A 13426-nucleotide genomic window follows, 5' to 3' on the forward strand; every position below is an offset into this window, starting at 1 on the left:
CCCCGTCGGCAGTGTTTCTCCCCGAAGATACACTTGTCGCCGTTCCGGCCGGCCGTATGGGATGGCTCGTGGTCGTCGTACGCCGTTCGGAAAGCAGCCGCCGGGCTCGATGGCAGGGCCGTGGGGACTCCCGGGTCCGTGCGCGGAAGTGCGGTCATGTCCTCCGTCAGTGCGGAGCGTTCACTGCCCGCGCCTTCGCGCGCATCGTCGCCGCCTGCGGGTGGCCGATCTCGCTCAACAGCTCGGCTGCCCGCAGCCAGTCCTCGCGGGCCCTTTCGATGTCACCGTGGTCCAAGCGTGCGGCGGCGAGATGATCGAGTACGTCGGCCTGGTTGAACGGGTCGAATATCTCGCCGTAGAGCTGTGAGCTCTTCTGGTAGTCGTCGATCGCCCCCTCCACATCGCCGAGATGCTGTCGGGCGTATCCGAGGGTGTCCCAGGTCGCGGCCTCGTCGCGCTGGTTGCCGGCCTCTCGCAGCATGGTCAGAGCCTGTCCGCACATGGCAACCGCCTCTTCGTAGTTCCCGAGCATGGCTCCGTACCAGGCGACAGCGTTCAGTTCGCGGGCGATGTCATTGCGCTCACCCGACGCCCGGAACATGCGCAGAGCCTGCTGGGTGTGGTGCAGCGCCTCCTCATAGCGTTCCTGGCGGGCGAACACCCCGGCGACGCTGCGTTGTGCGGTGGCCTGTTCCCCGGGCGGAAGCCGCTTCAGCTGCTCGAGGATCAGAGCGACCTGGGCGTCGGCGTCTGCGGCCTGCCCGGTCTGGCCCAGGGCACTTGCCAGCACCACGCCGATGCGTGCGACGGCGACCGGGTCCGCGAGCTCCAGGGCGTCCGCCATCCCGGCCCGCTGTGCCGGTATGTGCTCGGTCCAGCGGCCGACGGCTGCCAGATAGCTCTGCCAGTCGTGTGTCAGTTCCACCCGGTGCCGCAGCAGCCGTGGGTCTTTCACCGATTGCAGCGCGCCGGCGAAGACGGGATCCTCCTGACGGAACCACTCCCATGCCTCGGCGCGGTCCTCGATCTCGACCCGCACCACGTCCGACACCGGCATGCCGACCACGGTGATGCCCGGCCGGGTGTCGATGAAGCGGTTGGCCGTACGCGCGTTGTCGCACAGGTATTGCAGAAGGCGGGCCTCGGCGCCGAAACGGTCGTCCTGCTCCTGTTCCGCCAGTTCGGTGCCGTAGGCACGAGCGAGGTCGTGCAGTACGTACCGGCCTTCGGCGTCGCGGGAAAGCAGGCTGGCCGTGGACAGTTCACGCAGACTGCGCCGGGCAGCGGGCATGTCGGTCCCCGCCAGTGAGGCGGCGGCCTCAGCCGTCAGCGCGGAACCGGGATGCATGGTCATATACCGGAAGAAGCGTGCTGCTTGCGGACTGAGGGCTCGGTAGGACCAGGAAAAGACCGAGCGGACGTCCACCTTCTGATCGTCCGCCGCCAAGGCGTCCAATTTCGGCACGGACTGTCGCAGTTCGCGGGCGGCGAAGCGAAGCAACATGCGGGGAGCAGCGCTGAGCTGCGCGCCGACGATGGCAACTGCCAGCGGCAACCGCCCGCACAGTTCGACCAGTTCGGCCGCCGCGTCGGGTTCCCTCTGGCACCGGTCCTCGCCGACCCTGGCGGCAAGCGCGGCGAATGCCTCGGCGGCTGTCCATACGTCGAGACTGACCAAGGAGGCGCCCTCGGCCGCGGCCAGCCCGGAAAGCTGATTGCGCGAGGTGACGATGGTCAGGCATCCAGCGGACGCGGGCAGCAGAGGCCGCACCTGGTCACTGTCTCTGGCGTTGTCGAGGAGGACGATCATCTCGCGGGAAGCGACGTGTTTCCGGAACAGGGCACTGCGTTGCTCCACCCCCGACGGAATGTCCCCCGAGGCCACGCCGAGCGCTCTGAGGAAGTCTCCGAGGACTTCTCCCGGTTTCAGGGGCACGTGCGAGGATTCGAAGCCGCGTAGGTCGACGTAGAGCTGACCGTCGGGAAAACGCTCAGCGACTTGATGGGCCCAGTGCACGGCGAACGCCGTTTTGCCTACACCGGCCATGCCCCGAATGGCCGAAATGACCACGTGACGGCCCTGACCGGATACCTGCGAGGTCAGAACACCGACTTCTTCGAGCGCCCTTTCCCGGCTGCGGAAGACCGCCAGATCGGGTGGCAGTTGCCGGGGAATCTGCTTCGTGCGCCGCACGGACGCCGACGTCCGCACGAGGCGCCGCCGCTGTTCCTCATCGAGCTCGAGGGTGTCCATCAGTTCGCTGAGTGTCGCCTGACGAGGCAGACTGTGCCCGCGTTCCATGTCGCTGATGGCACGAACACTGATCCCCGAGCTGTCAGCCAGTTTCTCCAGTGTCATCAGCGAGCGCTGCCGGGCCTCACGCAGCAGCTGGCCGAACATCTGCTTGTCCATCGGATCTCCCCGTGCGTCGCGTCGGGGCCCGCTCGCCGTGTGTCGGCACCAACTGCTTCAGATGGCCGAATGATATCCACGCCTTTCGACCACCGAAGTGGCTGCCTGTGATGTGTCCTCGCGAGGAATCGAGTGGGGCCGTTCCGACGAGTCGGTGACCGGCTGGACTGTCGTCAACTCGGCCGGGAAGGCCGCCTCGAACGCGGTTGGCACCCCTGGTTCTGCTCACCGGCCAGGCCGTCGAACCCGCCCGATGCTCGGTAAGTCGACGGCTCGGGCGAGGGCACGACAGGCGGCCCATGCCCGCGCCGACGCTCCTCTCGGCGCCACAAGGTGCCGGGAGGTACCCGACCGCCGTCGGGCGCGGGTGCTGCCTCCCCTCCTCGTCTCCCGGATCACGGGCCCCGGCAAGAGCGTGTCCGCCGGTGCCGCGCTGCCCGGCCGGTGCGGTACCGCCCAGGGGCCCCTGCCGCACCGGCCGGGCGACGAAGGGCTTCTCGTCTCCGGGCGCGCGCTCCGCGTCCCCGTCGGCTGGATCCGAGGAAGAACCCTCCACCGTGCCCGAGAGTTTCGCCGTTACGGCGCCTGGACGTGACGACATCCTGACCCGGGTTGCCGCCGCTGATACCTCGCGAGGTGCCGGTGCCTAGGTGAGGTCCTTGCGCATCAACGTGCAGATCGTCTCGTAGCGGCGCATCGACCCATCAGGGGCTTGCTCGTCCCAGGAGTCCGGCCGGCGATCGTAGGCGACGTAACCCAGCCTTTCGTACAGCGCACGCGCCCGGGGGTTGCTCTCCTCCACCCCGAGCTCCGCCCGCCTCAGACCGCGGTTCCTGATCCGCAGTTCCGCGGCTGCGACGAGGAACGTGCCGATACCGCAGGACTGCAGTGCGGGGTGGACGGCCAGCTGCCACAGAGTGCCGGCCCCCTTCTTGACCTGGTAGTCGATGCCGCCTTTCGCCACAGGGATGTCCGTTGCGGGGCAGACCGCAAGGTAGTCGACCTCGCCGGACCGGACACGTTCCAACTGCGCGGCGACGCCGGCCAGGTGGTGGTCGGACCCTGCCCACCCGCACGACGTCAGGTCCGCATGCACCAGATCACGGGCTGACAGCTTCAACACGACACTTGTCATCTTCGGTACCTCCGGCGAGTCAGCATCCACGCCGATCAGTCGGGGCGCAAAGCCGTTTCCTCTGCCCACGCGCCCGGACCACAGGGGGAGCGGTGTCACCGTGCCGGGATCGGCTGGGTGAGGTTCACCGGGTTGCCGTCGGGGTCCTGAGTGTGGGCGACGCGCTGCCCCCACGGCATGTCGTTCGGGCCGCCGCGGACCGAGCCGCCCAGAGCCTCCACCCGGCCGAGTGTCTCGTCGACGTCGACGACACCGATGCAGAACAGCAGATGGCCAAGGCTGACTGAGACGCAGAGGTGGATGGCTCAGACGGACCGGGACTGGCCCACTTTCAGCGAGACGGACCAAGCAGCACGGACGGCTTCACACGAGTGCAAATCCGTTGAGATCGACCCGTCTTGCCCAGACCACCCCGGACGGTACTAAGGTAGCGTCATGAGTGCTCCATACAGCCCCGATAGTCGGGAAAAGGTAGTAGCGAAGCTGCCGGTCAGCCTACGGCGCGAACTGAAGGTGCGCGCCGCGGAGTTGAGCGAGGACATTCAGGACGCTGTCACCGCTGGCGTGACTTCCTGGATCCAGCTCGACGGCCACGCCACTGTCGATACGAGCGGTGGTAGCTCCTTCTCCACCTACCTGCCGACCGGGCTGTACGAGAAGCTGAAAGGCGCCAGCAAGGCGCAGCGCATCTCCTACAACCAGGGAGTGGCGCAGGCAATCCGGCACTGGCTGGATACCCATCCCTCGACCCGCCTGCCGACTCCGCGTACCACGGGGGCGCGGAGGATCGTGTTCGGGAACCAGAAGGGAGGAGTGGGCAAGACTTCGGTGTCCGCCGGCGTCGCCCAGGCCTTGGCCGAGATGGGTCTGAAGACGTTGCTGATCGACTTTGATCCGCAGGGTCACCTGACCCGGCAACTCGGGTACCAGATGCTGGAGATCGAGTCGGTCAGCCTCGCGAAGCACATGCTCGGCGAGACCGAGGACGATCTGCGCTCTCTGTTCGTGCCCATCAGAGGTGGGGACTTCGAGGAGCGGTTGTGGCTGCTGCCCTCCTGCAAGGACGCCTTCCTGTTGGATGCGAAGCTGGCCACCACGCGCGCCGTACGCATCAAGGAGACCGCCTTGGAGCGTGTTCTCGCTGAAGTCGAGCAGGACTTCGACTTCATCGTCCTCGACTGTCCGCCGAGTCTGGGCTACACCATGGACACCGCCCTGTACTACGGGCGTACCAGGGAGGGCGAAGAGCCCAGTCAGTCCGGCCTCGTCATCCCGGTCCAGGCCGAGGACACCTCGGGCGACGCGTACGACATGCTCGCCGACCAGGTGGACGACCTCTGCGAGGACCTCAAGGTCGAAATCCAGACCTTGGGCTTCGTGGTCAACCTCTACGACGCCCGCAACGGATTCATTGCGACGTCTTCCCTGCGCTCTTGGCAGAGCATGGACGAGCCCGTCATCGGCATCGTCCCGGAACTCAAGGAACAGCGGGAAGCGGTTCGCCGTAAGGAGCCCTTGCTGGCCTACGAGCCGGACTGCGAGCAGGCGAACGTGTTGCGCTCGATCGCCAGGAGGATCCAGGGATGAGCATTGCGGACAAGGTTGGTGAGAGCGCGTCGTTCGGCCGTGCCCGCAACCGGAGCGCGCGCGGGCGGGCGAAGGCGCTGACCGAGGACTCGATTCCGGCGTACGAGCTGGTCCGGCTCGCGCTTGATCAGGTGTCCCCCACTCCCCTCAACCCGCGTCGCAACTTCGGGTCCGCCGACGAGAAGACACGTTTCGGTGAGGAGCTGCGCGAGGCGCAGCTTGCCGCGTGCGTGGCAGTGACGCGCGAGGCCTACCTGAAGTTGTGGCCCGAGCACGACAGTGCGATCGGGACGGCGCACTACGTGCTCGTCAACGGTGAGCGCCGCTTCCGTAGCGCCGTACATGTTGGTCTGGACAAGCTCGACTTCGTGGTCCGCGACGACCTGGCCTCCGCGCGTGAGGACTTTGTCGATCATCTCCTGGCGGAGAACCTGGATCGCGAGGACTTCGATGTCATCGAGCGAGCGCGCGGTGTGGAGCAGCTCGTCAGCGTCTGCGCGGAGGACGGCGACCGAGGAGCTCGGAGCCGGGCCGCCAAGCGGCTCGGCAAGGACCGTTCGTGGGTCACGAACCAGTTGGCGCTGCTGACCCTGCCGACAGAGATTCAGGTGATGCTCAGCGTCGGTGAGGTATCAGAGCGAGACGGACGGTCCTTGGCGCGGCACCTCAAGGAGAACCCGGCTCAGGATTCGGTTCAGCTGCTCGCCCACCTCACATCGGTCAAGGAAGCGGCGGATCAGCACAAAGCCGAGGAACAACGTCTGCTGGCCGCCGGCCGCGCGGCTTTGACGCACGCGGGCTCCCCCGGTTCGTTGTCCGCGGACAACAAACGCTCCGCCTGGTCCGAGACTGCTGCGCATGAGGTTCCCGAACCGGCTCCCGAGGCAGCCGGGTCCGATGATTTGTTGTCCGCGGACAACAAACCCGGTCGCCTGCAGACCCAGCCTGCGGCGGGTCGGACTCCTGAACCCGCTCCCGAGGCAGCCGGGTCCGATGACTTGTTGTCCGCGGACAACAAACTCGCTCCCCTCCACGCCGAGAACCACGGCCGTCAGGTTCCTCTTGCACATGCGGCCAAGGAACACGCGCCTCCGGGTGACGGCGACGGCAGGCCGGACGAGGTGCCCGTTCCCCGGAGAGAGCTGCACAGCGCCACCTCCCCTTCCGTAGTGACGGGTGTCAGGTTCCCCTACGACAACGCGAGCCTGGCGGCCGATTACCTGAACGATCGCATGGACGACACCCAGTTCATGATCTTGGTTGAGGAAATCAACGAAATGGCCAAGCGGCGCATGGCGCGGCCCGTTCCGGAGTAGGACGGCGACGCCCATACGCGCGAAGCGCTCAGTCGTGTCGTCGTCCGTGACACAAGAAGGCCCGGCTTTCCCCACGCAGTCATGAGGGACAGCCGGGCCTTCAGCTGTCAGATGGCCGACATGGCGACGGCGCTCTGGCCGAGGACGCAGGCGCGGAGGTCGATGCCAGCAGGGAGAGCGGGTGCCTCTCCACCGAAACGAGCTCGCCCAACAGCGAGGAGCCGTCGGTTTCCACGTGGGTGGCGTCGATGCCCCGGACGGCGAGACGCTCGGTGATCTCCTGGGCGATGCCTCGGGCGGTGCGGCCGTGAATGACATCCCCACCCCGGCCATGCATGCGAACGGGTTAAAAAATAGGTTAAATAATGGGGTAAATGATGTTAGGGTGAGGGGCGAGAGGAGATCCACATGGCATCCGAGGAAGAGCTGTTCGCGAACATCGACGCGCTGCTGGAAGAAGAGCCTCAGCTCCCGCCCCCGGCGGAGCGCGCCCGCCTTCGCGAAGCTGCCGGCATCACCCAAGCTCGTCTCGCGACCGCGCTGAAGTCGACCGTGCAGACGGTCAAGAACTACGAGAACGGCCGGAGCGAGCCGAAAGAGCCGCGCCTTTCGGCGTACCAGAGGCTCCTCAACGGGTGGGCGGCGAAGTACCCCGCCCACGGAGCTCCCGCCGCCCCGGCCTTCGTGGCCCCGCCGCAGCCCGACCCGGTGCCGGAGACCTTCACCGGCGCGACCGCGTCCGAGCCGGCCGGCACCGCCGCCGCGGCACGGACCCCCGCTGCCCCCGCTGCCCCGGCTGCCCCGGCTGCCCCGGCCGCGCCGGAGCAGCCCGCCCGTCCGGCCGGAAGCCCGGCGACGTCGCGGCGGCCGGCGGTGAGGAAGGCTGCCGCACCCGCCGTCGACCCGCGCTTTCCGCACGGCCCGCTGGCCGTTCTGGACGGCGACGGCGCCGCGTACGCGGTGGGCGGCGTCGTGCTGGACTGTCCGGCGACCACCGTCCCGGAGCTGGTGGAGTGGACGCTGCGCGAGTCCGGTCTCGGCGCGTCGAAGCTCAACCGGCACGGCAAGGACAGCGACCCGCTGATCGTGCTCACCGCAGCCGCCGCCGTGAAGCTCGGGTTGCCCGAGCGCCTGGAGGGTCACGAGCAGCGCCGCTCCCTGCGCCTCCCGGAGGACCACCCGGTCGTCAAACAGGTGGCGAAGGCGAAGTGGCAGCTGACCCAGCGGGGCTTCGGCCCGTGGCCGCGGATCTACCGCAAGGCGCAGGGCCGCGACCGGCAGTGCGTGCAGCTGGCGGTCCTGTCCTGGGACGCCCTTGATGAGCGGTCCTGGCCCGGCGTCGCCGAGATGGAGCCGGCCGACATCGCCCGCGTCCTCGGCGTGTACGCGATGCGGGTCATCACTCCGCGCGGCTCCACCGCCGTCTCCGGCCTGGAACTGATGACCGCCATGCGCCCGCCCACGAAGGCGGTGCAGGACCCGGCCACCGGCAACTGGGTGTCCGGCTACAACGCGGGCAGTCTCGGCACGGAGCCGATGGACCCGGCACCGCCGGAGGCCACCCCGGAGCACCCTGTCGTCGTCGGCAACGACTGGACCGGCGGTTTCCTGAACGAGGAGGCGTACCAGTGGGTGCGGGACGTGGACACGCTCTCCGATGAGGAGTGCACCCTGCCGTGGGCGGTCGGCCTCGACCTGAACACCGCGTTCCTCGCCGCCGCGGCCCGCTTGGTCGTCGGCCTCAGCGCGCCCGATCACTTCTACGCCCCGACGTTCAACCCGAAGATCCCCGGGAGCTGGCTGGCCGACCTCTCCCACATCGAGCTGGACCCGCGCCTGCCCTCGCCGTTCACCCCCGACGGCTCCCGGCCGACGGGGCCTGCCTGGTACCACACGCACACCCTCGCCTACGCCCAAGAACTCGGCTACAACGTCGAACCGCTGGAGGCGTACCTGCGCCGGGAGACCGGCGCGTACCTCGACCCGTGGCACGACCGGCTGAAGAACGCCTACGTCGACACACTCGCCGACATGGGCGTCACCCGGGACCTGTCCGACACCGAGTTCCTGGCGGCGATGGAGCACCACAAGGAGAAGGACCCGGGCTTGGCCGCCGTCCTGTCCGCGATCAAGGCCACGGTGAAGGGTGGTGTCGGCAAGCTCCGCGAGCGCCCGCAGGGCAAGCGTTACAAGGAGGGCGAGACGTGGCCGGCCCTCGCACGGCCGACGTGGCGCCCCGACATCCGGGCGGCCGTCATCAGCAAGGCCCGGGTCAACATGCACCGCAAGCTCCGCAACATGGCGGACATGACCGGTTTGTACCCGCTCGCCGTGCTCTCCGACTGCGTCGTCTACCCGAGCCCGGGGACTTCCCCGCTCGACTTCCTCCCCTACGCCGCCTCGGGCAAGCCGCAGCCCGGAGGGTTCCGCCTCGGACCCACTCCGGGCCTGGCGAAACTGGAGGGCGTCCAGCAGATGCTCTGGGCGGTCGACCTCATGGAGAAGGGCCTGAACCCGGCCCGCCACATCAAGGGCGGCGACGCCGTCCTGGACGAAGGGGAGTAAGGCTGTGGGGGAGATCGACGACGCGATCGAGCGTGCCGACCGGGAGCACTTCACCCGCCAGCCGCCCAAGACCTTGAAGGGCCAGATCGCCTACCTGCTGCGCCAGCTGGGTAGCGCGAAGGCCGTCGCGGCGGAGCTCGGCGTCACCGCCGACTCCGTGAACAGGTACCGGCGCGGCGCACGCAAGCACCCCCGCGCCGACGTCGCCTCGAAGATCGACGAAGCCGTACGGCAGCGGTGGCAGCCCCAGGTCCGCAAACGCCGCCGACAGCAGGCCGCCACCACCACGGGGATCACCGTCGAGACCCGCGCCCGGTTCGGCTACACCGCACCCGTCGGCACGACCGACGACGGCCGCTTCCGCCGGCTCACCGTCAAGCTCCCCGCCCCCTACGCGCAGCGCCTCTTCGACGCCCGCGAAACCGGGGCCAGCGACCAGCAGATGCGCACAATCATCGCCGAGGGATTCAAGGACGTGTATTTCCAGGACGGTGGGGGCCGGGCCTTGGGACTGTCGGACGTGGAAATCAACGACATCGATTACCTCGACCTCGAATACTGAATACGAGGGGAAAGTATGACCACGCATTTCCCGCCCATCGACCGCGACAAGAGCCACTGACCGCCGTGGACGAAGAGGCCACGCGTCTGGCCGACGTCCTGGAGGACCACCTGGACGCCGGCGACGTCACCGACGCGGGCGACATCGTCTTCACCGCGGTCGGGAGCACCTGGGTGCTCCACTTCCAGCACGGCGAGGTCTTCCAGTCGGCCGGCGCCCGGGCCCCCGTCGACGGTGTGCTGCGCGACATCGTCGTCCCCGCGCTCCTGGCCCGTCCTGCCTACCGGGCCGCCACCGCCGACGACGACACCCTCACAGTCCACCCGGCCACCGCGACCTGCCCGGGCCCCGGCATCGCAACGGCCGGGACCCGGACCTCGTGCCGCTCACCTCCCGGGAGGATCTGCCCATGACCGCATCCGCGGGCACCCGGCGCGCGTACGGTGAGATGACGACCCGCATGGAGGATCAGATGAGCGCGCAGCCCGACCACGCACCCGCCGTGCCGTATGCCCCCGCACCCGGAGCGCCGGCCGAACTCCTCGCCCAGCTGCGCGCCGACAAACGGGCCGAGAAGTGGGTGCCGACGTTCGAGCGGGAGTGGACCGCCGCCCTCGAGGAATCGCGGCGCACGTTCTCCCTCGCGCCGCTGTACGAGGTCGTCCAGGACTGGCAGGGCCGCCTCGCGCACGCCCCGGCCGTCGACGCGTTCGTCGCCTCCGGCTACGACGACAGCGACTTCATCGACATGGCGGAGCTCCGCGGACGGCGCCGGTGACCGAGCAACCGCCGTACGCGGTCCGCTTCTCCGGCCCGGCCGCAAAGATCCTCGACACCCTGCCCGAACACGTCGAAGACACCGTCTGGGACGTCTTGGACGCCGCCGCCGGCGACCCGTGGGGCTTCCGGCAGTGGAACGCCGACGACCCGGAAGGCGAGGGTGTCCGCCACGCCTCCGTCGGCCAGCTCTCCCTCACCTACTGGGTGAACCGGCCCCTGCGCCGCCTGTCCGTCCTCACTATCACCTGGCTCGGATAGCCACCGGTGACAACAGCCTGACCCAGGCATCGCAACCACCGGGGTCAGTCCGTTTCCGATCGTAGCCACGCCGTATCCACCCGTTGCCGCCTGGCAGCAACGCGTATCCGCCCGGCCGTTGTCAGCAGGCGCCGCGGGGCCGGTCGTCACCGCGCTGCACCTCGCGCCGCCGCGTACTCGCACCAGCTCGGGGAGCTGATGCTCGAAGTCGCCCCCGCCTACCTCTCCGACACCAGGCCGCCGACGTCTTGGCACTCCTGTGCGACGAGATCGGCGAGCCCCTCGACCACGGCCTCGCTGCCCGCCGCTACGCCCTGACCGGTGACCGCTGCGGGCTGACCGGGACGGTGCTGTAGTCGGTGCTGCCCGTGGTCCTGGACGTGCTCGCGGTCTGCTGTACGGCGGGGGTCCGGGGGCAGCGCAGCATTTGCATGGGCCAGGCGGGACAAGGGTGTTGCTCGTACAGCAGGTCGGCGCGCCCGCGCAGCGGCGGTCTGCTGCTGTAACGAGCCGATGGCAGCAGTGGCGGATCGGCGACCCGCGGCTTGTTCCAGAAATCTAGAACGGTCCGGTTCACCTGGTGCTACCGGTTCGGGGCGGCCCCGGCCGGGAACGACGACGCCCTCCTGGTGGGCTGGCGCCGTGGCGGTCGCGGGGCAGGAGCTGCGGACTATCCGGCCAGTCGCAGTGAGGGCTGGACATCCTCAAGAGGGGCGTCTTCGCCACCGTCGGGGTCCGGGTCGAAGTCGGTGCCGGTGCGGCCGTCACGTACGCGGGGCGGGCGGATGTCACCGACCGGGAAGTTGATCGGCCACACGTGGGTGTCCGGGGCCTTGAGGTGGTTGGTCATGTGGGCGAGGGACTCGTAGCCGGCCAGCAACGGGTGGATGAGCAGCGTGCCCTTGCGCTGGCGTTCGCTGATGATGCCCTTGTCGCGCAGCTGGCTGATGGCTCGTGAGACGGCGGACTGCGACAGCCCGAGGCGTTCGGCAAGCTCCTGCTGACGGATGTGGACCAGGCCGCCGGGCTCCTGGCGCGCGGTGAGCACGTCGAAGATGTCGCGCGCTGTGGCCGACAGGCAGGCGTTGGGAAGGACCTCGAACAGTTGCGGATTGTGGAATCCAGGGATCGTGCTACTCATCGCGAGGTCTCCTTCTTCCCGACCGTCGGAATCTCGATCTGGTGCTCCAGCAGTACCTTCTGCAGCGACACGACCAGTTCCCGGTGGTGGTCACTGCCCCACCCATAAGCGTAGAGCGGGTTCAGCCGGTACAGCCCGCGCTTCTCCTTCCACGTGAAGTTGTGGCGGGAGAGCTCTCCGATCGCCTTGCTGACCTTGGTCTGCGAGCAGCAGAAGTGGTCGCCCAGCTTCGCCTGGGTTGTCTTCACCAAGGCCTGCTTGTCGTGGTGGGTGACCAGGTAGTCCAGCACATCCCGGGCCACCGTGGTGAGCCGGAACTTCCACAGGTTCGCCTGCAACACGTCCGAGACGCTGGAGTGGTTCGTCCCATAGAAGGCGTAGGGCCGGCGCTTGCGGTCGTAGGTGAACGTCCCGCCCTTGGACAGCTCCTTGAACTTGTTGAGCAAAGCGGCAGCCGATTCGAGGCCGTTGACGTCGTCCCGCCCCGGGGCAGGTACGGGAGTCAGCGGCCGTGTCCGCGACGGCTCCTGTGCACTGCTTCTCAAGCGCTGAGCCACTGACTTCCCTCCATGATCACTGAGGCGCATAACATACCTCACGAGTGATGTTATGCGCGCGATCCATTCACCTTAGGCGTGTCCCTAGCCAGGCACGATCTAGTCGGCTAGGCCGCATACATCTCAAGCCCCACGACCACGATCTATGCGTGCGCGGGAATAGAACTTCCGCGTTTCCGCAGGTCACAGTTCCGCGCCTATCTGATCTTTAGAGGCCAGCCCCCTGGCGGCTAGCGTCGTGCCCTGCAGCCGCTCAATGCAGCGGCAAGGCTCGCGACCGGGCGGGCCGCCGCGGATCCATCCGTCGGCGGCCCGCCCGGTCGCTGCGCCTCGGCGCCCGGACGGAGCTGAGGCGGCTTCGCGTGCGGCTCCGTGCGTCGGGTGCGGACCGTAGGCGGCACCAGCGGAGTTGCGTCTCGGGTTGTACCGGCCGTGACGCTCAAAAGCATGGGGGCGTGGCCGGTGTGAGTGGTGGGTTCCGCCGTACGGCCTGGCGGCCGAACGGCTTATTTGCCTCCGCGCGCCGAATTTCGGCATTCGCATATCGGGCTTCCGCCCTGTGCCTGGGGTATTCCAGCCCGCACGAATTGAATTCAGCAGGTGAGTTTTTGGCGGGGGCCAGGGGTAGCGCGCCAGGAACCCAAATGCTACACAGTTAGCACCAGTGATGCACTACTCGGGGTACGCGTTTCCTCTCTCGGGTGATGCATCACGGAATCTGCCGCACAGTAACGGGTTCGCATGTATGCTCGCGGGGTATTGGTGAATGTGAGCGGCCGGTTTCGAGTGTGGCGGAGGGGTTCGGGTGGAGCGCAGCGGAGCCCGTCACTGCGTTGAGGCCGGCACCCGATCGGACCGACGGTCCGTCACTCTCGATGCGGGGGTGGTAGCTGGGCACTCCAAGCCCTACACAGTCCCGCGAGCGATACACCTCCCTCGTTGCCAGCCGGGGTGATCGCGCTTGCGCGGTCGCCTCCAATTCGCGCTTGCGCGAATTGTATTCCGTCAGGAATTCCGCTTGCGGAATTCCATTCCCCCGCTTGCGGGGGAATCCGAATTGCGCTTGCGCAATTCGCACTCTATGCCCCGGCTTGCCGGGGCATATCCCGCTC

11 protein-coding genes and 1 pseudogene are annotated in these 13426 nt (G+C 68.0%); 7 read left to right on the forward strand and 5 right to left on the reverse strand.

Going from position 1 to position 13426, the window contains the following annotated elements:
• Positions 1-166: 166 nt before the first annotated feature.
• From ACFWEE_RS30720 to ACFWEE_RS30730, 3 genes and pseudogenes are all read right to left on the reverse strand, one after another.
• Entirely contained in the window at positions 167-2413 is a 2247-nt protein-coding gene (locus ACFWEE_RS30720; protein ID WP_386894160.1) for a tetratricopeptide repeat protein, read from the reverse strand.
• Between the two features lie 646 nt (positions 2414-3059).
• On the reverse strand, positions 3060-3548 hold the full coding sequence (locus ACFWEE_RS30725; RefSeq protein ID WP_386894162.1) for a GNAT family N-acetyltransferase: 489 nt from the start codon (positions 3546-3548) through the stop codon (positions 3060-3062).
• A 95-nt stretch (positions 3549-3643) separates the two neighbouring features.
• Positions 3644-3817, reverse strand: a pseudogene (locus tag ACFWEE_RS30730) (VOC family protein); the annotation flags it as partial.
• A 166-nt stretch (positions 3818-3983) separates the two neighbouring features.
• Between ACFWEE_RS30730 and ACFWEE_RS30735 the strand changes: the two are divergent.
• The 7 genes from ACFWEE_RS30735 (at position 3984) to ACFWEE_RS30765 (ending at position 10616) form a co-directional block, all read left to right on the forward strand.
• On the forward strand, positions 3984-5135 hold the full coding sequence (locus ACFWEE_RS30735; protein WP_386894164.1) for a ParA family protein: 1152 nt from the start codon (positions 3984-3986) through the stop codon (positions 5133-5135).
• Complete coding sequence (locus ACFWEE_RS30740; protein WP_386894166.1) at positions 5132-6451, forward strand: ParB/RepB/Spo0J family partition protein; 1320 nt, start codon at positions 5132-5134, stop codon at positions 6449-6451. Before ACFWEE_RS30735 ends, ACFWEE_RS30740 begins: the two co-directional genes overlap by 4 nt.
• Before the next feature lie 408 nt (positions 6452-6859).
• On the forward strand, positions 6860-9016 hold the full coding sequence (tap, locus tag ACFWEE_RS30745) for a telomere-associated protein Tap (RefSeq protein WP_386894168.1): 2157 nt from the start codon (positions 6860-6862) through the stop codon (positions 9014-9016).
• 4 nt (positions 9017-9020) lie between these two features.
• On the forward strand, positions 9021-9578 hold the full coding sequence (gene tpg, locus ACFWEE_RS30750) for a telomere-protecting terminal protein Tpg (RefSeq protein WP_386894170.1): 558 nt from the start codon (positions 9021-9023) through the stop codon (positions 9576-9578).
• 65 nt (positions 9579-9643) lie between these two features.
• Positions 9644-9991 carry a hypothetical protein gene (locus ACFWEE_RS30755; protein WP_386894172.1) on the forward strand — a complete coding sequence of 116 codons (348 nt, stop codon included), beginning with the start codon at positions 9644-9646 and terminating at the stop codon, positions 9989-9991.
• 59 nt (positions 9992-10050) lie between these two features.
• Positions 10051-10356, forward strand: coding sequence for a DUF6247 family protein (locus tag ACFWEE_RS30760; RefSeq protein WP_386894182.1), 306 nt, complete (start codon positions 10051-10053; stop codon positions 10354-10356).
• On the forward strand, positions 10353-10616 hold the full coding sequence (locus tag ACFWEE_RS30765; RefSeq protein ID WP_386894174.1) for a hypothetical protein: 264 nt from the start codon (positions 10353-10355) through the stop codon (positions 10614-10616). Before ACFWEE_RS30760 ends, ACFWEE_RS30765 begins: the two co-directional genes overlap by 4 nt.
• A 670-nt stretch (positions 10617-11286) precedes the next feature.
• Here ACFWEE_RS30765 and ACFWEE_RS30770 read toward each other — a convergent pair.
• Together ACFWEE_RS30770 and ACFWEE_RS30775 are read right to left on the reverse strand one after the other, a co-directional pair.
• Positions 11287-11757 carry a helix-turn-helix transcriptional regulator gene (locus ACFWEE_RS30770; RefSeq protein WP_386894176.1) on the reverse strand — a complete coding sequence of 157 codons (471 nt, stop codon included), beginning with the start codon at positions 11755-11757 and terminating at the stop codon, positions 11287-11289.
• Complete coding sequence (locus ACFWEE_RS30775; RefSeq protein ID WP_386894178.1) at positions 11754-12302, reverse strand: hypothetical protein; 549 nt, start codon at positions 12300-12302, stop codon at positions 11754-11756. Before ACFWEE_RS30775 ends, ACFWEE_RS30770 begins: the two co-directional genes overlap by 4 nt.
• Between the last annotated feature and the right edge of the window lie 1124 nt (positions 12303-13426).

The organism is Streptomyces sp. NPDC060184 (assembly GCF_042728795.1).
Taxonomy (GTDB): domain Bacteria; phylum Actinomycetota; class Actinomycetes; order Streptomycetales; family Streptomycetaceae; genus Streptomyces.